The following is a 19111-nucleotide window of genomic DNA, read 5'->3' on the forward strand; positions in this document are numbered from 1 at the left end:
TACGCAGGGTCGTCCCGAGCTTCCTTGGCCCCTGCGGGGGGCCGGCTGGACGAAGCCCGGCCATGGGGGCGCTTGGTACCTGCCTGGCGCTGGCCGTGGCGACCTTCGCTGCGCAGGCTGCGGCCCAGGGCAACGCCCTGCAGGGTACGCCGCCGCCGCAGCCGCTGCCCTCCGATGCCGGTGCGCTACCGGCCGGCCCGCCCGCGACCCCGGCCAAGCCGGTGGCAGCGGGGCCAAGCGTGGTGCTGAAGGTGGTCGAGATCTCCGGCAACACCATTCTCGACAGCGCGAGCCTGCTCGCCGAGCTCGGCGAGGTCGCCGGCAAGTCCTTCGACATCGGCGGTCTCAACGCTCTGGCGGCTAAAGTCGAGGCCCGCTATCGCGCCGCCGGCCATCCCTTCACCCAGGCCTTCCTGCCGCCGCAGGACCTGAACGGCGGCGTGCTCAAGATCAGCGTCATCGAAGGCCGCTACGGTTCCATCCGCGCCGTGGGCAAGGATGAGCTGCCGGCCGGCGCCCAGCCTTTTCTCGATCACGCCCTGCAGCCGGGCGACGCGATCGAGAACAAGGCGCTCGAACGCACGCTGCTCATCCTCGACGACCAGCCGGGCATGAAGGTCCGCCCGCTGGTCCGGCCCGGTGCCAGGCTGGGCGAGGCCGATTTGCAGGTTAACGTCGAGCGGGTCTCCCATGTGAGCGGTGAAGTCGGCCTGGACAACACCGGTGCCCGCTCCACGGGCGAGCACCGTGCTCGCGGTGCGTTGTTTGTCAACAGCCCCTTCCGGTACGGTGACAAGATCTCGCTGAATGGCCTGTACACCGACAAGGACATGTGGCTGGGGTCGGTTGACTACGAAACCCCGCTAGGGCCTTCCGGGCTGCGCGGTCATGTCGGCTTCGCTCACACCAACTACCAGCTCGGGGCACAGTTTGCCGCGCTCAATGCCAAGGGCTACGCGGACATCGCCAGTGCAAGGCTGAGCTACCCCCTGATGCGCTCGCAGGCAATTAACGTCCTGTTCTCGGTGGGTTACCAGCACAAGAAACTCGAGGACCGCTACGAGAGCACCGACACCGTTCGCAGGAAGCACAGCGACGGCTTTCCGGTGGCCCTGCAGTTCGACAGGCGCGACGCCTTGCTTGGCGGCGGCGTGACCTACGGCTCGCTCACCTGGCTCACCGGCCGCCTCAGCCTCGACGCCGACATGGCGGCGCTGGATCGCATCACTGCCCGGACCGAAGGCAGCTTCAACAAGGTTAATCTCGACGTCGCCCGCATCCAGCAGGTCGTCGGCCCGCTCAGCGCTTATGTGCGTTATTCTGGGCAGTGGGCAGGCAAGAACCTGGATTCGTCCGAGAAGTTCAACCTCGGCGGTTTCTATGGCGTACGCGCTTACCCGCTGGGCGAAGGCGTCGGCGACGAGGGCTGGTTCGCCCAGCTTGAGTTCCGCTACGCGCTCGGCCCGGTGACGCCCTTCGTCTTCCACGACCTCGGTCAGTCCGACACCAATGCCAACCCGTGGGACGCTGCATCCACCGCCAAGCGCAAGCTCGCGGGCTCCGGTATCGGTGTCCGCTCCATCTGGGATGGCTGGAGCTTCGATGCGAGCGTCGCCTGGCGCTCGCAGGGCGGTGCCTCAACGGCGGAAGACGTCGATCGTAATCCGCGCATTTTTGTGATGCTCGGCCGCCGTTTCTGAACCTGCGGCACGGGGTTCTGGCGAGCCCCGCTGCTGCTTGGCCGGAACCGCGCTTGGCAGACGCCTGGGCTTCCTGTCGGTCTGCCCCAGGTGTCTGCCATGCTGGCGCCACTACCCGCCGCCCTCAGCGGTAGCGGGTGACGAGGGCGTTGTAGCGTGGGTCGTTCCGGAGCGCGGTGAGGTCGCTTGCGGCTTCGAGCAGGGCAAAGTCGCGGAAGCCGTTCTGGAAGGCATCCCGCAGCTTGCGCACGGCGCCGTCCGGGTCGCCCCGGCGCATGGTCAGCACGGCCAGCTGGTAGTCGATCATCGGGTCGTCGCCGTACTGGCGGTGAGCCTCGATGAGCAGGGCTTCGGCCTCGGCGAGGGCGTTGCCGGCGATCTTCTGTTCGGCCTGGCGGATCAGGTCGATGGTGCTGGCGCCCCGGGCCGCGGGGGCGCCCCGTTTTGGCGCGGGTGCTGCGGCGCTGGCCGGTGCTACAGGTGCGGGCCGGTCCGCGGCGGCCGCCACGGGTGCCGGCAAGACGGGCGCTTGTACGGCAGCTGGCGGAGGCGCGACCGGCGCCGGCGTTGGGGCCGGTGCCGGCGCGGCCAGCGGCGCCAGGGCCTGGGGCGCCGGGGCCGGATTGGCGCGGGCAGGCTGAACGGCGTCGGCGACGCGCTGGAAATACACCCGGCCGGCCAGCGGCATGTCGAAGTAGATCCGGTCGGCGCTCTCGAAGTAGAACGACAGGCCGATGCCGAAGGGGGCGCCGAGGGTGACCACCTCGCCTTCGGCCTCGATCGACGAGATCGGGATGCGGATGTCGCCCTCGGCGGACATCAGCTCCCGGGGGGTGACCACGAACTCCGGGCCCATCGGCAGGCTGACGCTCTGAACCTGGAGGCGGTCGGCCCGCCAGTGGCCGAGGATCCGCTGGCCGTCGTCGCGGCCGCAGGCCGTGAGGAGGGTGGCCAGCAGCAGCGCGGAGGCGAGGCCGCGGCAGCGCCCGGAGGTTCGCCGGATCATCTGGCGGGCGCGTTGCGGTACTGGGCCACGAGCTCGGTGAAGCGCGCGTCCTTGCGCAGGCCGTCCAGGTCGGGGTCCTGGTCCATCTTGTCGAAGTGGCTGAAGCCGGCCATGAAGCTGGCTTCGAACTCCTTCAGCGCGTCGTCGCGGCGGCCTTGCTTGAGGCGCAGCACGGCCAGGTTGTAGGCCACCAGCGCCTGCTTGGGGTCGCGGGCGCGGGCTTCGAGGAGGTCCTTCTCGGCCTCGTCGAGCTTGCCCTGGGTCATCTTGGCGATGGCCAGCTTGAGCATCTCGTTGGCAGCGGCCCGGCTGCCGGCCTGCTCGGCGCTGGCGGCGTCGCCGGCGGTGAGCTTGTCCTGGCTTTCCTGGCGCAGGGCCTTGGTTTCCGCTTCGGAGGGGGCGATGCCGGGGGCGGCCGCCGGGGGCTCCGCGGGGGCCGTCGGGGCCACGGGGGCCGGTGCCGGCGCGGGCGCCTGTTCGACGACCGGGGCGGGCGGCGGCGGGGGTTCCTGCGCCGGCTTGCCCATCGCGGTGAAGTAGTAGCCGCCGCCGGTCAGGGCTACCAGCACGGCGGCGCCGGCGGCGATCAGCGGTGTCCGGCTGGCGCCGCGGCTACCGCCGTCGGGGGCGGCGACGGGGTTCAGGAGGGTGTTGCAGCCGGGGCACTTCAGGTCTTCGCCGGGGGCGCGTTCAAAGATCTCGCCGCGGTTCGCGTGGTCGCAATCGCCCAGGGTCGGGCACTTGTATTTCGCCATTTTTAGGCCTCTTCAGATGTCGGTGTTGGCTTGGGTTCGGTGGTCTCAGTCGTCCTGGGCGGGCAGGCCGACGATCTCGAGCAGCGGCTTCTGCATCGCGGCCAGCGCCAGGAACTCGGCGTCCTGGTCGTCTTCGCCCGAGTCGGTGAAGCGGGCCAGCACCAGCTGCTCGTAGGCGCTGCGCAGCTCGGTCTTCTTGTCGATGTGCTTGTAGTCGGCGTCGATGCGCTTGGCGACTTCCTTCTCGATGGCGGCCTGGACGTCGGCCGGGTGGTCGCCCTCGATGATGTCGGTCCAGCCCTTGCCCTTCAGCACCACCACCTTCGGCAGGCCGCCGGAGATGTAGCTGAAGACCCACTCCATCAGGCCGGTGGTCTTGTTCTGGCGCTCCTTGACCATGCCCAGCAGGCGGGCCACGAGGAGGTAGGGCTTGCGGCGGGCTTCGGCGTTGACCTCGGCACTGGAGCGGGCGAACAGCGGCGGCAGCTTCTTGCCGTCGCCCTCGCCGTGCAGCAGGATCGCCTCCTTGTCGTCGGCGAGCAGGCCGTCGTAGTGGCGCTTGAGCTCGCCCAGCGACTCGACGAAGCGCGCCGGCATCAGCGAGGCGATCTTCATGATGACGATCTGGTTGGAGAGCTTGCCGACGGCGACCTTGGTGTCCGAGGCCGGGTCTTTCTGGGCGTCGAAGAGCGCCGCCAGGCTGCCCCGGAAGTCCTTCTGGTTCTCGCACTCGGGCAGGAACACGCCGATGGTCTGGGTGCGCCCGCGGGAGCCGCCGGCGTTGTTGGCGACGCTGCGGTCCACCTCGGTCTTGTTGAAGGTGAGCAGGCTGCCGGCCTCGTCGTAGAGCTCGGAGACGAAGGCCTTGAGGCCGCTGGGGTTGGCGTCGTACTTTTTCTGCAGGCGCTCGACGATGTTCACGTGGAGCACCGGCGGCAGGGTCTTGGCGATCTCGGCGTGGGCCATCTCGACGATCTGCGCCGATTCCTGCGACAGGGTCGAGATCACGCTGCCCAGGCTGATGCCCTGCAGCAGCTGGTCGAAGCCATCTACGTCGGTGCCGGCCAGGTCGATGAGGGTCTGGCGGACGCGCTGGGTGCGGGCGGCCTGGGCGGCCTCGTCGGTGATCAGCGCCTTCAGGATGCCGGCGATGGCGTTCTGGTCGAAGATGCGCTTCTGGTAGGCGGCGTCGGCGGGGCCGAGGCGCGCGGCGCGCTCGAGCTTGACCTTCTCGGTGGCGGCGGCGAGGTTCTGGTGCAGCGCGTCGATGGCGCCGCGCAGCGCGGTGAGCTGCTCCTTGACGAAGGGGAGCAGGCTGCAGGCAAACTTGAGGCCCTGGTAGCTGGTGTTGAGGATGTACTGGTCCTGCAGCTGGGTGCCGATGTCCGAGAACAGCGCGCCGCGCTTGTCGGTGAGGTGCTTGCCGAGGAAGCCGACCTTGTTGAACTGGGCCGACAGCTCGGCGATGCGGGTCTGCACCGCCTGCATCTCGGTGGGCATCTTGGTGAGCTTCTCGGTGAGCAGCTCCAGCCGCTCGTCGAGCATCGCGACGAGGGCGTCGGTGAGCTGGCGCAGCTGGATCAGCGAGGCGGTGCCCGACTTCCAGCGCCCGAAGAGCTCCTTCTCGATGTGGCGGCCGATGTGGCGGGCCATCTCGAGGCGGGCGTTGCCCTTCACCTCGTAGAACTTGCGCACGCCGCCCATGGTCCGGTAGGTGTCGTCGAAGACCTTGGCGAGCCGGCTGTTGAGGACGTGGATCCAGTTGGTCTCCTCGATCGTCTTGTCGGCCTTGATGTCGGGCACCTGCAGGCTGACGATCTGCTTCCAGTACTCGCGCGGCGGCTTCCAGCTGGCGTTTCTGGCGTCGTCCTCGAGGATGCCGGTCTCGAGGGTCAGGTGGGCGTCGCTCAGCAGCAGCGACTGCAGGGTGTCGGGCTTGCGGGCCTCGAAGCCCCAGTCCTTCTCGATGGCCTCGTCGGCGTAGCCTTCACCCTGGCGGAAGTTGTTGTACATCAGCTGGCGGGTGGCCTGTTCGGCGAAGCCGTAGGCCAGGAACTCCTTGATCTCCTGCTCGGGCACCACCACCCGCTTGATGCCGAAGGACAGGAAGAGCTTGGCGCGGGCCTTGCCGATGCCGTCCTCGCTCTCGAAGTTCTTGATGTCGTTCTCGCCCTTCTCGGCGCGGCCGAGGCCTTCCCACTCCTTGTTCATCGTCTTCTGGAAGATGAACTCGGCCATGATGCGCGGCACTTCCGATTCGACCTCGAACTGGATGCTGTGCTCGTTGATGTTGTTAACGAGGTAGCAGCCGTTGAAGTAGATGTCGTGGTCGAGGCGCGAGCCGTCGAGCAGGTGGGTCGGCTTGTACTTGCCCACGGCCAGCGCGTTGAGCTCGGAGAGGGCGGCGTAGCCGTTGGCGTAGTAGGGCGAGAAGCCGGCCACGTCCTTGACGCGGCGGGAATTCTTCTCGGGCAGCATCGCGTAGATGAGGATGCGGTACTGGTTGGCGTCGGGGCACTTGTGGCGGATCTGCGCCACGGCGTCCACCACCGAGCCGCTGCCGGTGCCGCCGGCCAGGCCGCAGACCACATGGATCACCGCGCCGACCTTGCCGCCGGGGCCGGATTCGAGCACCGCCAGGCGGTCCTCGACGGCCTTCACGAAGTTGGAGGCGTTCTGGGCGAACACCAGCCGGCCGAGCTTGCGGCGCTGGGCGGCGCCGGCAGTGGTGGCCATGAACAGGTCGAACACGCTGCGCGGCTCGATCCAGCCCTTGAGGCCGGGGAAGGAGTTCGGGTCGCTCAGCACCGGGCGCACGCTGCTGACCTCGTTGATGAGGTACTGGCTGCGGGCCAGATCGATCTCCTTGCCGAGGACTTTCCACTCCTCCTTCTTGTCCAGCTCGTCGCGGGAGGTGTCGACATAAAGGAACTCGAAGCGGGCGTCCGAGGGGCTGTTGCCGTGGGCGTCCTTGCTGCGTTCGATGGTCTTCTTCAACTGGCGGATCACTTTGCCGCCGGTGCCGCCGAGGCCGATGATCAGGTGGTTGTTGCTCATGAGCGTCTTTCTGCGAAAAAGGGGGAAGGGGCCGCGGGGGCTTACTGATGGGCCAGCTTGATCTTCAGGAACAGGCCGGCGTCGCGGGTGGCCTTGGTCTTCACGACGTAGGAGGCCACCTGCCCGCCGGCGGCGGGGGCAGGGTCGTCGCTGAAGGCGATGCCCTTCGAGGCGTAGCTCTCGCCCGCCGGGGCGGCCGCGTCGGCGGTGCAGCGGCTGTCGTCGGTGAAGTTGATGGCCTTCGAGGCGTACTCGCGGTCACGGTTGAGGGTCGGGTCGGTGTCCAGGGCTACCGCCGCGCAGTTGGCCGCCGGCGCGTCGGCGAGGGTGGACACGATGTCCGGCCGCATGGTCTTGACCCGCTCGGGCATCGCGCCCGGCATCGGCTTCTTCGACACATACACCAGCAGCTGCTCGGTGCCCGGGTTGTGGTCGAACTCGAAGGCGCCCTGGCTGGGCAGGAACACCACGCCCATCGCATTCACGAAGTTGTCGCGGCCCGGCTGGGGGTAGATCTGGGTGATCTGGCCGTTGGGGTCTTCGTTGAGGATGTAGATGTAGGAGGGCGTGTTGACCTTCACGCCGAGCTGGAAGCGTTCGCCCGACTTGAACTTGCGGTTGGCCAGCACGTCACGGGTGCTGCCGTCGGGCTGCTTGAGGCGGATGAAGTAGCTGGCGCCGATGTGGGCCGGGGCCGCCGGCTTCTTGTAGGCAACGGCCTTGGCGGGCTTCTTGTCGGCCTCCGGGGCGCTGGCGAGCGGAGCGGCGGGCTTGCCCTTCTGGGCGGTGGAGACGGCGATGACCGAGTCGTCCTCGCCAAAGAACAGTGACTTGGCGCTGTAGCTTTCTTCGGCGCAGGCGCCACCGGCAAGCAGCAGGAGGGGCAGGATCGTCAGGGTTTGTCGCATGGTGTCGGGTTCTCCGGATGGCAATTCAGGGTGCGGTTCAGGGGCGTGCCGGGCCGGGCATCAGTCGTAGATCGTGCTCGGGTCGTTGGCCGGCAGGGGCGGGTTGAGGCGGGGGACCTGCTGGATGGGGACCGGCCCCTTCCAGTCGCGGGCCGGCGTGATCGTGCTGACCTTCTGCTGGGTGTAGGCCCTGGCCGCCGCGAAGGCCGGCTCGATGTGGCCGTCATGGCGCCCCAGGTATTCGAAGAAGGCCTGGGTGAAGAACGAGCCCTTGAGGCGCTTGCCGGGCGTCACCGGGCTGTCGAATTCACCCGAACCGGTGCCCGAGGGCCCCCACGAGAGCTGGCCGTCGCTGGTGGCGGTGATGATGGTGTAGCGGCTCGCGCCGGGGGCGGCCCGGGGGCCGGTGGTGCGCGGGCGGCGGGCCTTGTCGGCCCCCGTGGCGGCCGGGGCTGCGCCGTCGTCGGTGGCGAAGATGCCCTTGGCCGCGTAGGCCTCGCCGCTCCAGGCCGCCATCGAGATGCCGGCCCGTTCGGGCACGCCGCCGTTGGTCTTGAGGATGTAGCGCTGGCTCTCGTCGGGGATGTCCTTGAGGATCTCGCCGCTGTAGCAGGTGTCGATGATGACCCGGGTCTGGCGGGTGGGGAGCTGGGCCAGCTCCTGCACCCTGGTGTCGGGCACCGAGCTGGAGTGCACCTTCCAGCGCCAGTCGAGGTTGGCGCGCATGGTGGCGTCGCCGGTGTCGTAGGCGGCGATCGACATCTTGCGGGCGTCGCGGGAGCCAGGCTTGGGCACGGGCTGGGTGCCGTGGCTGGAGATGTAGATCAGCAGGCTGTCCTGGGGGCCGAGCTCGCGCTTCATGCGTTCGAGGGCGGCCTCGATGTTGGCCTTGGTGGCCTCGCGGCCGAGCAGGGTGACGCTGCGGTAGCCGGCCTTTTCGGCTTCCCGCTGGACGAGGCGGGCGTCGTCCTCACCGAGGATCGGGCTCAGTCGGCTGTCCTGGAAGGTGTTGATGCCGACGATCAGCGCGCGCTTCACGCCGGCGCCGGCCGTCGGGCTGCGGCTCGCCCTGGCGTGTTGGGCGAGGGCGCGCTTCGCGTCGGCTTCCCAGCGCTTCTCCTGGATGTTCTCGGGGTAGAAGGGCGAGGTGGACTTGAGGCCGACCAGGCTCTGCACGATGAGGTAGGCGCGATCGACCTCGTCCTCGTTCCGGTAGTTGCCGACGAGGCGGATGCGGCCGACGTTGTCCCGCGTGACCTGGGCGTTGGTAAGGCCGACCCGCTTCAGCTCGAGCCGGATCTGCTCGACCAGCGGCTCGGGCACGCTGTAGCCCTGGTAGGCGTTCTCGAACCCGTGCATCTGGCTGGCAGCGCAGCCACCCAGCAGGATCGGGCCGGCAAGGATCAGGATGTTGTGCAGTGACTTGAGGTTCATGGCGTAGCTCGGGCGCCTGGCGCGCTCTGGAGTTGAAGCGGGCGCTGCGGGGCCGGCCAGCGCGGCACGGCCCCGGCGGCCTTACTGGACCGTGACGGTCGAGGTGACGCTGGAGACGGGCTTGCCGCCGGCGATCACCCCGAACTCGTAGCGATACTGGGTGCCGGCCTTGGCGTCCGGCGGAATCGGCAGGCGGGCGGTGTCCTGGTGCTCGCCCGGCTCGACGGTGCGCTCCTCGTTGTTCTTGCCGGTGAAGGTGAGCGGGGTCTCCTTGCCCTCGACGATGGCGAACAGCTTGCGCTCGAGGGTCACGGGGGTTTCGGCGCCGTTCGGGGTCAGCACGATGAAGGTGCTGGCGATGTCGAGCGCCTCACCGGCCTTGACGGTGGCCGGCATGGCGAGCTTGGTCGCCTGGGCCTTGATGCCCTCGCTGGCCTTGTACTTGGTCTCCTTCTTGACCTGGGCGTAGGCCTTGGTGCGCTCGATCTTCGATTCGGGGATCCAGGCCGGGTTTTGCTTGTAGCAGGTGTCGATCGCCGTGAAGTAGGCAGTGGCGAAGCCCGCCGCGCCACCGACGACAGCGCCGATGGCCGCGTTCTTGAGGGCGTCCTTGTTCTTGGAGAACAGCGCGGTGCCCAGGCCGGCGAGGGCGCCCATCCCGGCGCCCTTGGCGGTCAGGACGATCTGCTGCTCCTTCACGCAGGCGTCCAGATCCGCGTTGGCGGATTCCTGGGCGTGGGCGGCCAGGGACAGGCACATCAGGGAGGCGACGAGGCTGGTGGCGAGGTGGCGGGTGGGGTTCATTTTGCGGTCGTGCATGATGAGTTCTCTGGACGAATGAGAGGACGCCGGCACGCAGCCCCGGGCGGGCATGAGCCACAACGGGATGGGCAAAGTAGGGCGCTCCGGCAGAAAGCCCGGCGGCACGGATTCAAAGGGCGCGGAGGTTCGCCGAAGTGCGGAGGGCTGCACCCGGACGCCAGTCAGGGCGACGGACGACCTGTGGCCTGCAGCGCGCTGGGCGCGGTGCCGGGTGCAATCGACGGTGGGGGGCGGGAGAAGAATTTTGCGCTTCCTATGAGTCCTGAGCCGGGCTGCTCATCAAAGGAAACGCTGAATTGACGCACTGACCCTGGAGGGATCAGTCAATTGCAACCCGGCTACCCTTGCTCAAAAGGGCCCGTGGCTTTGCGTCCTGCAGTTACCTGCAGTTTGCCTTTGAATTGCGAAACACATTAACACAAAAAATGCGACAGGCCTAAGCGCGGCGCGTGCCTGCGTGACGTATTTCGCGGGGGTGGCCTCTGCGTGGCTTCGAGCTCGCTGGGGGGAGGGGGGTGCGACGGAAGGGGCTCTTGCGGTGTGATCGGCGGTGCGCCCGCGTGTCGTGCTGGGGCTGGCGTCACAGTTTGACACATATCAAACCGCCGACGGCGCGCAGGGGTAGTCTGTAACTGTTTGCAGTTGTCAGAGAAAAGCAAACGGGGTGTAAGCCCCGGACGCAAAGCCTCGGGCCCCAACCAGATCATGGCGGGTGGCCGGGTTGCCTCAGCCAGAGCGCCTTCGCGCCCGGCTTCTGTTGCTTCCCTCTGGGCTGTGTCTTCAGCTTGTCCTCTCCCGGGGGCATCATGACTGAGCGCAAGAACCGACAACATCGTCTTTCGGGCCCGCGTGTCGAAACGCCGCCAGGGGTCGTCCCGCCAGCTGTTCCGCAGGGGGCCTCGGGGTCACATCTGCTCCCTTCCCGGGTGTCGGCGGTCACTGCGCGTGGGGCCTGTCTCGCCCGTCAATCCCCGTCGCAGCCCGCCACGCATCCCGTTGTAGAGGTTGGCTTGGAGCTTGGCCGGTGGTTCGTGGCGAGCGCTTGCAGCCAGTCGAAACAAGCGGGCCTCCCGCCTGCTTTCCGATTCATTTGAACAAAGACGAGGCACAAAATGATCTCCGGTCTCGGTTCAGCCTTATCCGGCATTCTTCAAGGCACAAGCCTTGCCAGTGGTATCCGGCAGAGCAGTGGCATCCAGTCGGCGAGCGCCAAGGCTCCCGCCCAGGCTGCGGCGTCGGCGACATTTACCCGGCGCACCGATTACACCAACGCCAATCTCTTTGGCGCAGACCTGAGCGGGCAGGATCTGAGCGGGGTGGACTTCACTGGCGCCAACCTGCAGGGCGCCAATTTGAGCGGGGCGAACCTGAAAGGCGCCAACTTGAACAGCGCAAACCTTTTCGGCGCCAACCTCAAGAGCGCCGACCTGAGCGGCGCGAGCATGACGTCCGCGACGGTTCAGGGCGCAGATGTGAGCGGCGCGAACCTGAAGGGGGCCAACCTGAACAGCGCAAACTTCTTCGGCGCCAACCTGAGGGGCGCCAGCCTCCTAGAGACGAAGATCGGCGATGCGAACGTGCAGGGGGCAGACCTGAGAGGGGCGGCCATCAGGGATGTCGATTTCAGCCGGGCCAACACATTTGCCGCCCAGTTCGACAAGGTCTTGTCCCAGGCGCCCACCGCCGAGCTGGCGGCTGCGGCTCAAGCGCCGCAGATGGCCCTGAGCCTGATGAGATAAGGCGGGTGGCGGGAACCCCTGGGGAGATCCGTGGGGCAATGAGCCCTTTATTCTCGGTGTGGGCGTTGCTGTCGGCTGTCGGTCTGCAATCTGCCGATCGACCCTGGCTGGAGTCCCGCGATGAAGACTGTTCCCGTCCACGAGGCTGAAACCCGGCTCTCCGAGTTGCTGGCTGCCGTCGAACTCGGTGAGGAAATCACCATCACCCGACATGGCCGGCCCGTTGCCCGGATCGTCGCGGTGGCAGACGCCTCCGCCGTCGCCCTCACCCAGCGCGAGCGGGTCGCCGGCATCTTTGCGCGCCTGCGGGGGCTGCGCCAGGGGAGGGCGCTGGGTGGCAGTTTGCGTGAAGCGATCGAGGGCGGCCGCGACTGATTGAGCCGTTGACCCGTCAAAGGGGCTCCGACCCGATCCGGCGAGTCAGCGGAGCGCTGCCAATGCGGCTTCGGGCGCCTTGTCCAGAACCTTGAGCAGCGCCTTCGCCGCGCTTGCCCGTCTGCGAACCGCCGTTTCGCTGGAAACCCGCGCCAGGGCAGGGTTTTACGGCTTCAAGGGGAGACTGGAGGTGCGCGAAAATAGCGTTTTGGGGGACTTTTTTTGTTGTGAAAAAACTCCCTGTCGACGTGACGAAAATTTCTGGCAGCGTGTAAAAACGATTTTGTGACATGACAAAATATGCGGGATGCCTGACAAAACCATCCGGCGGGGTGACGAAAAATCCGAGAGGCGTGACTGGAACTTCTGGCAGCGTGTAAAAAACCGCCAGCAGAGGGAAAAAATGTTTTTTTCGCATGAAAAAAACTTCCGGCGGACAAAATAATTTTTTTGGCGACGTCACAAAAGATGTTGGCGGGCCTTCGCAGCTTTTTTGTCGCGCCACAAAAAATCCGGGCAGGCAGAAAAAATCGTTCCGCGACATGAACAAATGTTTTTGTGACGCGCCCCGAGGTTTTTGCGATGCCGCCCCGGGGTTTTTTTTGCGTGAAAAAATGATCTTTCGCCCGCCTTCTGTGGCTGGGCGAGGGCGTTTTGGCGGCGCTCCGGCGCGCCCCGTGCTTCTGGACGCCGTATGGGCTGATGGGTGCACGGCGGTGGTCGGCCCGCGGCGTGTCGGTCTGTCGCTGCCCTGCCCGGGGAATGGGCAGCGCCGCGTACCGAAAGCCCACGCAAAAAGACTCAGGCCACCCGAAGGTGGCCTGAGTCTTTGAAAGCTTGGTGGGTTGTGAGTGGCTCGAACACTCGACCTACGGATTAAGAGTCCGCTGCTCTACCAACTGAGCTAACAACCCGGCTACTGCTGTTTTTTGCTGCGTCCTGCAACCCATGGGCTGCGGGAGGGAATTCTGTGGTGGGTTGTGAGTGGCTCGAACACTCGACCTACGGATTAAGAGTCCGCTGCTCTACCAACTGAGCTAACAACCCAACGTTTGATGGTAGGTCGGGCGAGATTCGAACTCGCGACCAACGGATTAAAAGTCCGCTGCTCTACCAACTGAGCTACCGACCCATCAAAACGAAGCGCGCATTTTAGCGGATTTTACAGGGACGTCAAGCGTTTTTTAGCTGGACCTTGAGGGTGAGGGCGGCACCGGTGATGATGCCGGCGACGGTGAGGGCGGCGCCCGCCGACAAGGTGGACAGCCCGCTCAGGCCCTGGCCGATGGTGCAGCCGAGGGCGGTGACGCCGCCGAAGCCCATCAGGGCGGCGCCGGCCAGGTGGCGGACGAGGTCGGGGGTGTCGCGGAAGCCTTCGACGCGGAAGCTGTGGCTGGCTACGGCGGCGGCCAGGGCGCCGGCAATCACGCCGGCGGTGGTGGCGATGCCGATGCTGACGTGGCGGCTGGCGTCGGTCCACAGCATCAGCAGCTCGAGGCTGTAGGCGTAGGGGGCGACGAAGCTGAGGGATTCCATGCGCCCGCTGTGGGTGGCGAGGAAGGCCGGGGCGAGGGTTTCGGGGTCTTCGGCCGTAAAGGCGAGCTGGCCGCTGAGGTACCAGCCTGCGACGACGGTGGCGCCGATCAGCACGCTGCCGATGAGCGGGCCGGGCTGCCAGCTGTCGCGGCTGGAGAGGGCGAACAGCCCGAGGCTGCCGGCGCTCACCACGGCGCAGGCGAGGAGGGCGCTGCCGGGGGCGAGGCCGTAGCGCTCGGCGACGAGGGCGGGCAGGTCCTGCGGGGCGGGGAGCTGCACGGCGACGGTGTTGAGCCACAGGCGCCCGTCGGCGAACAGCCCGCGCAGACTCATGTAGGCGGAGAGCCCCAGGAAGACGAAGACCACCAGCGACTTGAGGTTGCCACCGCCGAGGCGGATGAGGGTCTTGGCGCCGCAGCCGGAGGCCAGCACCATGCCGACGCCGAACAGCCCGCCGCCCACCAGGTGCGACAGCCATTGCAGGCGCTGGGCGGTGTAGATGGATTCATGCACGTCGATGAGGCCGGCGAGCTGCAGCCAGCTGGTGCCGGTGATGGCGACCGCGGCGGCCAGCGCCCACATGCGCAGGCGGGTCCAGTCGCCCATCAGCAGGATGTCGGCGACGGCGCCCATGGTGCAGAAGTTGCTGCGCTGGGCCGCCGCGCCGAACACGGAGCCGATGGCGAAGGCGATCCAGGCGATCGTCGGCAGGGCGAGGGGCGTTTCCATGGCGGGGCGCCGGGCTTAGCGGTAGGGGGTGGGGTCGGGCAGGCCGGCGGCTTCGAAGCCGGCCCGGCGCAGGCGGCAGGCGTCGCACAGGCCACAGGCGCGGCCGTCGTCGTCGGCCTGGTAGCAGGACACGGTGAGGCCGTAGTCGACGCCGAGCTCGGTGCCGCGCTGGATGATCTGGGCCTTGGAGAGATCGATCAGTGGCGCGTGGATGGTGAGGCGGTGGCCCTCGACGCCGGCCTTGGTGGCGAGGTTGGCCATGGTCTCGAAGGCTTCGATGAAGGCCGGGCGGCAGTCGGGGTAGCCGGAGTAATCGACGGCATTCACGCCCACGTAGATGTGGCGGGCGCCCAGCACCTCGGCCCAGGCCATCGCGATGGACAGCATGATGGTATTGCGGGCTGGCACGTAGGTGATCGGGATGCCGCCATCGAGGCCGTCGGTGGGCACGGCGAGGGCCGGGTCGGTGAGGGCCGAGCCGCCGAACTGGCCGAGGTCGACGTGGGCGACCCGGTGGGCGACGGCGCCGAGGGCGGCCGCCACACGCCGGGCGGCGGCGAGCTCGGCGGCGTGGCGCTGGCCGTACTCGACCGACAGGGCGTAGGTTTCGAAGCCGGCGTCGCGGGCGATGGCCAGGCAGGTGGCGGAGTCGAGCCCGCCAGACAGCAGGACGAGGGCGCGCGGTTTGGTCATGGTGGTTCCTGGTGATGGACGCGCGGGGGGCCGGCGCGTGGCCGTGCCGCCCGTTTGTTCAGGGGCTCAGCGCCCGGGTTCGTTGCCCCAGATGACTTTGTGCAGCTGCACCTGCATGCGCACCGGCAGCCGGTCGCGGAGGATCCAGGCGGCCAGCTCGGCGGGCTTGAGCTGGCCCTGCACCGGGGCCATCAGCACCGGGCAGCGTTCGGTGAGGCGGTGTTCGGCGATCCGCGCCTTGGCCCACTCGTAGTCGGCCTCGCTGGCGAGCACCAGCTTGAGCTCGTCGTGGGGGCTGAGCAGCGGGATGTTGGAGAGCAGGTTGCGGGCCTCCTCGCCGGAGCCGGGGGCCTTGAGGTCAACGATGCGCGAGACGCGCGGGTCGACGCCGGCAATGTCGAGGGCGCCGCTGGTCTCGAGGGACACCGAATAGCCGGCGTCGCACAGGGCGGTGAGCAGCGCCAGGCAGCCCTTCTGGGCGAGGGGCTCGCCGCCGGTCACGCAGACGGTGGGGCAGTGGTGGCTGGCGACTTCGGTGAGGATGTCGTCGAGCGCCCGGGTGGTGCCGCCGGTGAAGGAGTATTCGGTGTCGCACCAGCTGCAGCGCAGGGGGCAGCCGGTGAGGCGGACGAAGACCGTCGGCAGCCCGCTGCGCGAGGTTTCCCCTTGCAGCGAGTGGAAGATCTCGGTGATGCGTAGGCTGGTGGTGCGGCCGGATTGGGTCATGACGGGGAGTGCTTGACTGGCGATGCGATGGCGGGGCCGCCCCGCGGTGGTGTTGCGGGGCGGCCCGGGCCGGATTACTTCTTGAGGCGCTGCCGGGCGATCTGCGCTGCGGAGCTGCTGGGGTATTTGGCAGCCAGGCGCTCGAGGCTGCGGGTGGCGGCCTTGGCGTCGCCCTGGGCCTGCTGGGCACTGGCGAGGCCGAGCAGGGCGTCGGGGGCGCGGTTGTCGTCGGGCCACTGGTTGGCGACCTTGGCGTAGTACTCGGCGGCCGCAGCGTTGTCCTTCAGCTGATACAGCGAGCTGGCGGCCCAGAAGTGGGCGCTGGGCTGGAAGCTGCTGCCGGGGTGGCGCCGGATGAAGCCGATGAAGCCGGTGGCGGCCTCTTTGTACTTGCCGCCGCGCAGCTGGGTGAGGGCAGCTTCGTAGTCGCGGCTCTCGGCGGCGGGGTCGGCGGCGGTCACCGGGGGCGCCACCGCAGCTGCCGGGGCGGCCGCCGGCGCGGCCGTGGCCGGCTGGGGCGCCGCAGCGGCGGCGTCGGCGTGGGGCTCGAGCTTGCGCAGGCGGTTGTCGAGATCCACGTAAAAATCCTTCTGCCGCTTGATGGCGTTGGCCAGATCGTTGCTGAGGACTTCGTTCTCGCCGCGCAGGCGGGCGATCTCGGTCTTCAGGAGTTCGATCTGGTCGGCCAGCTCGAGCTGGGCCCGGGCGCCGGATTCGAGCTTGCTGACGCGGCCGTTGAACTCGTTGCGCATCTCGTTGATGCGCAGGCGGGCTTCCTCGTCGTCAAACAGGCCGGCGTGGGCCTGGCCAGCCGCGAGGCCGACGAACAGGCCGGCCATCAGCGCGGGCAGAAGGCGGGGGAACATCAGAATTCACCCGAGTAGAGCATGTCGCCGCGGCGGTTGGCGGCCCAGCAGCTTTCGCCGGAATCGGAGCAGCTGGGCTTCTCTTCGCCCAGGCTGACGGATTCGAGCTGGCCTTCGGAGACGCCGAGCAGGCCGAGGGCCTTCTTGACGGCGTCGGCGCGCTTCTGGCCGAGGGCGAGGTTGTATTCACGGCTGCCGCGCTCGTCGGTGTTGCCCTGGATCAGCATCTTGACCTTGGGGTGGGACACCAGGAACTTGGCGTGGGCTTCGACCAGCGGGCGGTATTGGTCCTTGATCACGTAGCTGTCGTAGTCGAACAGCACGCTGCGCTTGGACAGGATGTTCTTGGGGTCCTTGAGCTCGGGGTAGGCTGCGCCCGGGGTCCGGCCGTCGGCATTGACGGTGGTGACGCCGCTGCCGCCGACACCGGAGGCGTTGGCGCTGGAGCGGTCTTCCACGGCGGCGCCCTGCCCGTCGGTGCTGGGGGCGGAGCTGCAGGCGGCCAGCAGGCCGGCGGCGAGGAGGGACAGGGTGAGACGGGCGTACTTCATGGTTTGACTCCGTGAGCGGCCGGGTGGTCGCAAAAAATTTGGATGCGGGACGGGGCTTGGACCTCAGTTGCGCGGCTGCGGCCCCCACGCCGGCTCGCGTACATCGCCCGATTGTACCGACAGACGCTGCTTGACACGACCGTCGGACGACACGGCGGAGAGCACGCCGCGCCCACCGACTTCGGTGGCGTAGAGGACCATGCGGCCGTTGGGGGCGAAGCTGGGCGACTCGTCCTTGGACGAATCGGTGAGGATCTGGGTCTGGCGCGAGGCGAGGTCGAGCAGCGTGACCTGGAAGCGCCCGCCGTTGCGGGAGACGTAAACCAGGCTCTTGCCGTCGGGGGAGGGGCGCGGGCTGACGTTGTAGCTGCCCTCGAAGCTGACCCGCTGGGCGTCGCCGCCGCCGGCTGGCACGCGGTAGATCTGCGGGCTGCCGCCGCGGTCGGAGGTGAAATAGATCATGCCGTCGGCAGACCAGGCGGGCTCGGTGTCGATGCCCGACGAGGACGCGAGGCGCTGCACGCCGGAGCCGTCGGCATTGACCGAGTAGAGCTGGGACTGGCCGTCCTTGGTGAGCACCACCGCCAGCCGGCGGCCGTCGGGCGACCAGGCCGGGGCGGAGTTGGAGCCCTTGAAGTTGGCGGCCACGTTGCGCTGGCCGCTGGCGAGGGAGTGCACATACACCACCGGCTTCTTGGCCTCGAAGGAGACGTAGGCGAGGCGGGTGCCGTCGGGCGACCAGGCCGGCGAGATGATCGGCTCGCGGGAGGCCAGCGCGGTTTGTGCGTTGCTGCCGTCGGCGTCGGCGATCTGGAGCTCGTAGCGGGAGCCGGACTTGACCACGTAGGCGATGCGGGTGGAGAACACGCCGGGCTCGCCGGTGAGCTTCTCGTAGATGAAGTCGGCGATGCGGTGCCCGGTGGTGCGGTACTGGTTGGGCGTCATCGTCATGGCCTGGCTGCCCAGGCTGACCTGCTTGGGGGCGTCCATCAGGCGCACCAGCACCTGATAGCGGCCGCCGCCGGCCGGCGAGATGGTGCCCACCGCCACCGAGTCGGCGCCGCGTGAGCGGACGCGGGCGTAGTCGGGGGCGTCGGCGCCCATTGGCGTGGGGCCGAGTTCGACCAGCTTGAAGAGGCCGCTGCGTTCGAGGTCGGCGCGGACCACGTCGGTGACGGCGCGGGGCAGGGCGCTTTCGCCCTCGAAGGCGGCGACGGCCACCGGCACGCGGTTGCTGCCGGCGCCGCTCACCTCGACGGTCAGCTGGGCGTGGGCGAAGGTGCTGGCCAGCACCAGGACGCCGGCCGGCAGGGCGCTGCGCAGAATGGACAGGATGAGGTTCATGGGCGTGGGCTCGGGGAGGGGTTAGTCGCGGAGCGGGTAGAACTCGAAGTTGAGGGTGCGCTGGAACAGCTCGGAACGGTCGGGCTTGGGCAGCGGGCTGGATTTCTGGATGGCGCGTTCGATCGCGGCGTCGAGCTGGGCGTTGCCGGTGGAGCGCTTGAGGCGCACCTCGATCACCGAGCCGTCGGGCAGCTGGTCTACATAGAACAGCGCCACCGGGTCGCCGGAAACGCCGGGCGGCAGGATGATGTTGCCCCGCACCTTGGCGGCGATCTTGGCGGTGTAGGCCTTCAGGGCGCGGCTGTCGGCGGCCTTGGCTTTTTCGTTGGCGATGCGGGCCAGCTCTTTCTGGATCTCGCCCGATTGCTTGGCGTTCTCGCTGTCGCGGGCCATCAGCTCGCGCATCCGGCGGTCTTCGAGGGCGCGGCTGCGCTCGGCGGCAACTTTGGCGTCCTTCGCTTCCTTGTCGGCCCGGATCTTGTCGAGGCGTGCCTGCTCGGCCCGCGCCTGGGCCTCGGCCTTGGCGGTTTCGCGGGGGTCGGGTTTTTTGGGTTCAGGTTTGGGTTCGGGCTTCTTCGGCTCGGGTTTGGGCTCGGGCTTTTTCGGCTCCGGTTTTTTGGGTTCCGGCTTGGGCTCGGGTTTCCTGGGCTCGGGTTTCGGCTCGGGCTTTTTGGGCTCCGGCTTGACGATTTCCTTCTCGGGCTTGGGCGGCTGCTTCTTGGGTTCGGGGGCCTTGATCGCGATGTCGGGCTGCTTGCGGGGCGGCGGCTCGGGCTCGTCGTCGGGCTCGGGGCGCGGCGGCGGGGGCGCCGGGCGGGCAGGGGCCGGAGGGGCTGGTGGAGGCGGCGGGGCAAGCTGTGCCGCGGCGGG

The 19111-nt window shown here is 68.1% G+C and carries 17 protein-coding genes, 3 tRNA genes and 2 riboswitches; of the genes, 3 read left to right on the forward strand and 17 right to left on the reverse strand.

Annotated elements, in window-relative coordinates:
* The first annotated feature begins 62 nt into the window (after positions 1 to 62).
* The gene (locus tag ZRA01_RS12185; protein ID WP_170182968.1) at positions 63 to 1700 is read left to right on the forward strand and encodes a ShlB/FhaC/HecB family hemolysin secretion/activation protein; all 1638 of its coding nucleotides are present in this window, start codon (positions 63 to 65) and stop codon (positions 1698 to 1700) included.
* Between the two features lie 124 nt (positions 1701 to 1824).
* Here the strand turns inward: ZRA01_RS12185 and ZRA01_RS20770 are convergent, their stop codons facing one another.
* The 6 genes from ZRA01_RS20770 to ZRA01_RS12215 form a co-directional block, all read right to left on the reverse strand.
* On the reverse strand, positions 1825 to 2706 hold the full coding sequence (locus ZRA01_RS20770; RefSeq protein WP_174851613.1) for a TPR end-of-group domain-containing protein: 882 nt from the start codon (positions 2704 to 2706) through the stop codon (positions 1825 to 1827).
* Positions 2703 to 3461 carry a tetratricopeptide repeat protein gene (locus ZRA01_RS12195; RefSeq protein WP_141352556.1) on the reverse strand — a complete coding sequence of 253 codons (759 nt, stop codon included), beginning with the start codon at positions 3459 to 3461 and terminating at the stop codon, positions 2703 to 2705. Before ZRA01_RS12195 ends, ZRA01_RS20770 begins: the two co-directional genes overlap by 4 nt.
* 45 nt (positions 3462 to 3506) lie before the next feature.
* The gene (locus ZRA01_RS12200; protein WP_141352558.1) at positions 3507 to 6518 is read right to left on the reverse strand and encodes a tubulin-like doman-containing protein; all 3012 of its coding nucleotides are present in this window, start codon (positions 6516 to 6518) and stop codon (positions 3507 to 3509) included.
* Positions 6519 to 6559: 41 nt separating this feature from the next.
* A complete protein-coding gene (locus ZRA01_RS12205; RefSeq protein ID WP_141352560.1) occupies positions 6560 to 7426 on the reverse strand; it encodes a DUF4384 domain-containing protein in 867 nt (288 codons plus the stop codon).
* Positions 7427 to 7486: 60 nt separating this feature from the next.
* On the reverse strand, positions 7487 to 8860 hold the full coding sequence (locus ZRA01_RS12210; protein WP_141352562.1) for a caspase family protein: 1374 nt from the start codon (positions 8858 to 8860) through the stop codon (positions 7487 to 7489).
* 81 nt (positions 8861 to 8941) lie between these two features.
* Positions 8942 to 9679 carry an OmpA family protein gene (locus tag ZRA01_RS12215; protein ID WP_141352564.1) on the reverse strand — a complete coding sequence of 246 codons (738 nt, stop codon included), beginning with the start codon at positions 9677 to 9679 and terminating at the stop codon, positions 8942 to 8944.
* Between the two features lie 328 nt (positions 9680 to 10007).
* Positions 10008 to 10087: riboswitch (cyclic di-GMP riboswitch) on the reverse strand.
* 239 nt (positions 10088 to 10326) lie between these two features.
* Positions 10327 to 10411, forward strand: a riboswitch (cyclic di-GMP riboswitch).
* A gap of 383 nt (positions 10412 to 10794) precedes the next feature.
* Between ZRA01_RS12215 and ZRA01_RS12220 the strand changes: the two genes are divergently transcribed.
* On the forward strand, positions 10795 to 11421 hold the full coding sequence (locus ZRA01_RS12220) for a pentapeptide repeat-containing protein (RefSeq protein WP_141352566.1): 627 nt from the start codon (positions 10795 to 10797) through the stop codon (positions 11419 to 11421).
* Positions 11422 to 11541: 120 nt separating this feature from the next.
* Complete coding sequence (locus ZRA01_RS12225) at positions 11542 to 11796, forward strand: type II toxin-antitoxin system Phd/YefM family antitoxin (protein WP_141352568.1); 255 nt, start codon at positions 11542 to 11544, stop codon at positions 11794 to 11796.
* 16 nt (positions 11797 to 11812) lie between these two features.
* Here the strand turns inward: ZRA01_RS12225 and ZRA01_RS20555 are convergent, their stop codons facing one another.
* The 11 genes from ZRA01_RS20555 to ZRA01_RS12280 all read right to left on the reverse strand — a co-directional run.
* Complete coding sequence (locus ZRA01_RS20555) at positions 11813 to 12340, reverse strand: hypothetical protein (protein WP_170182969.1); 528 nt, start codon at positions 12338 to 12340, stop codon at positions 11813 to 11815.
* A gap of 294 nt (positions 12341 to 12634) precedes the next feature.
* Positions 12635 to 12710: transfer RNA gene (locus ZRA01_RS12235), tRNA-Lys, on the reverse strand.
* A gap of 57 nt (positions 12711 to 12767) precedes the next feature.
* A tRNA-Lys gene (locus tag ZRA01_RS12240) sits at positions 12768 to 12843 on the reverse strand.
* Between the two features lie 9 nt (positions 12844 to 12852).
* A tRNA-Lys gene (locus ZRA01_RS12245) sits at positions 12853 to 12928 on the reverse strand.
* A 41-nt stretch (positions 12929 to 12969) separates the two neighbouring features.
* Positions 12970 to 14061: a YeeE/YedE family protein gene (locus ZRA01_RS12250; protein WP_141352570.1), complete on the reverse strand. Its 1092-nt coding sequence runs from the start codon at positions 14059 to 14061 to the stop codon at positions 12970 to 12972.
* A 15-nt stretch (positions 14062 to 14076) separates the two neighbouring features.
* Positions 14077 to 14754 carry a 7-cyano-7-deazaguanine synthase QueC gene (gene queC, locus ZRA01_RS12255; protein WP_141352572.1) on the reverse strand — a complete coding sequence of 226 codons (678 nt, stop codon included), beginning with the start codon at positions 14752 to 14754 and terminating at the stop codon, positions 14077 to 14079.
* 66 nt (positions 14755 to 14820) lie between these two features.
* The gene (queE, locus tag ZRA01_RS12260) at positions 14821 to 15480 is read right to left on the reverse strand and encodes a 7-carboxy-7-deazaguanine synthase QueE (RefSeq protein WP_141352574.1); all 660 of its coding nucleotides are present in this window, start codon (positions 15478 to 15480) and stop codon (positions 14821 to 14823) included.
* 74 nt (positions 15481 to 15554) lie between these two features.
* Positions 15555 to 16346, reverse strand: a complete 792-nt coding sequence (gene ybgF / locus ZRA01_RS12265) for a tol-pal system protein YbgF (protein WP_141352576.1) — start codon at positions 16344 to 16346, stop codon at positions 15555 to 15557.
* The gene (gene pal, locus ZRA01_RS12270; protein WP_141352578.1) at positions 16346 to 16897 is read right to left on the reverse strand and encodes a peptidoglycan-associated lipoprotein Pal; all 552 of its coding nucleotides are present in this window, start codon (positions 16895 to 16897) and stop codon (positions 16346 to 16348) included. The genes ybgF and pal overlap by 1 nt, the downstream gene beginning before the upstream one ends.
* A gap of 63 nt (positions 16898 to 16960) precedes the next feature.
* Positions 16961 to 18241, reverse strand: a complete 1281-nt coding sequence (gene tolB / locus ZRA01_RS12275; RefSeq protein ID WP_141352580.1) for a Tol-Pal system beta propeller repeat protein TolB — start codon at positions 18239 to 18241, stop codon at positions 16961 to 16963.
* Positions 18242 to 18262: 21 nt separating this feature from the next.
* On the reverse strand, positions 18263 to 19111 hold an 849-nt coding region (locus ZRA01_RS12280; protein WP_141352582.1), incomplete at its 5' end, for an energy transducer TonB.

The organism is Zoogloea ramigera, assembly GCF_006539865.1.
Taxonomy (GTDB): domain Bacteria; phylum Pseudomonadota; class Gammaproteobacteria; order Burkholderiales; family Rhodocyclaceae; genus Zoogloea; species Zoogloea ramigera.

Bases quoted from the DNA above. Each gene is read 5' to 3' on its own strand.
- ZRA01_RS20555 (WP_170182969.1), bottom strand. From the start codon at position 12,340: ATGTCGCGGAACGATTTTTTCTGCCTGCCCGGATTTTTTGTGGCGCGA.
- ZRA01_RS12205 (WP_141352560.1), bottom strand. From the start codon at position 7,426: ATGCGACAAACCCTGACGATCCTGCCCCTCCTGCTGCTTGCCGGTGGC.
- ZRA01_RS12225 (WP_141352568.1), top strand. From the start codon at position 11,542: ATGAAGACTGTTCCCGTCCACGAGGCTGAAACCCGGCTCTCCGAGTTG.
- ZRA01_RS12195 (WP_141352556.1), bottom strand. From the start codon at position 3,461: ATGGCGAAATACAAGTGCCCGACCCTGGGCGATTGCGACCACGCGAAC.
- ZRA01_RS12220 (WP_141352566.1), top strand. From the start codon at position 10,795: ATGATCTCCGGTCTCGGTTCAGCCTTATCCGGCATTCTTCAAGGCACA.
- ZRA01_RS20770 (WP_174851613.1), bottom strand. From the start codon at position 2,706: ATGATCCGGCGAACCTCCGGGCGCTGCCGCGGCCTCGCCTCCGCGCTG.
- ZRA01_RS12215 (WP_141352564.1), bottom strand. From the start codon at position 9,679: ATGCACGACCGCAAAATGAACCCCACCCGCCACCTCGCCACCAGCCTC.
- tolB (WP_141352580.1), bottom strand. From the start codon at position 18,241: ATGAACCTCATCCTGTCCATTCTGCGCAGCGCCCTGCCGGCCGGCGTC.
- ZRA01_RS12250 (WP_141352570.1), bottom strand. From the start codon at position 14,061: ATGGAAACGCCCCTCGCCCTGCCGACGATCGCCTGGATCGCCTTCGCC.
- ZRA01_RS12185 (WP_170182968.1), top strand. From the start codon at position 63: ATGGGGGCGCTTGGTACCTGCCTGGCGCTGGCCGTGGCGACCTTCGCT.
- ybgF (WP_141352576.1), bottom strand. From the start codon at position 16,346: ATGTTCCCCCGCCTTCTGCCCGCGCTGATGGCCGGCCTGTTCGTCGGC.
- ZRA01_RS12200 (WP_141352558.1), bottom strand. From the start codon at position 6,518: ATGAGCAACAACCACCTGATCATCGGCCTCGGCGGCACCGGCGGCAAA.
- pal (WP_141352578.1), bottom strand. From the start codon at position 16,897: ATGAAGTACGCCCGTCTCACCCTGTCCCTCCTCGCCGCCGGCCTGCTG.
- queE (WP_141352574.1), bottom strand. From the start codon at position 15,480: ATGACCCAATCCGGCCGCACCACCAGCCTACGCATCACCGAGATCTTC.
- queC (WP_141352572.1), bottom strand. From the start codon at position 14,754: ATGACCAAACCGCGCGCCCTCGTCCTGCTGTCTGGCGGGCTCGACTCC.
- ZRA01_RS12210 (WP_141352562.1), bottom strand. From the start codon at position 8,860: ATGAACCTCAAGTCACTGCACAACATCCTGATCCTTGCCGGCCCGATC.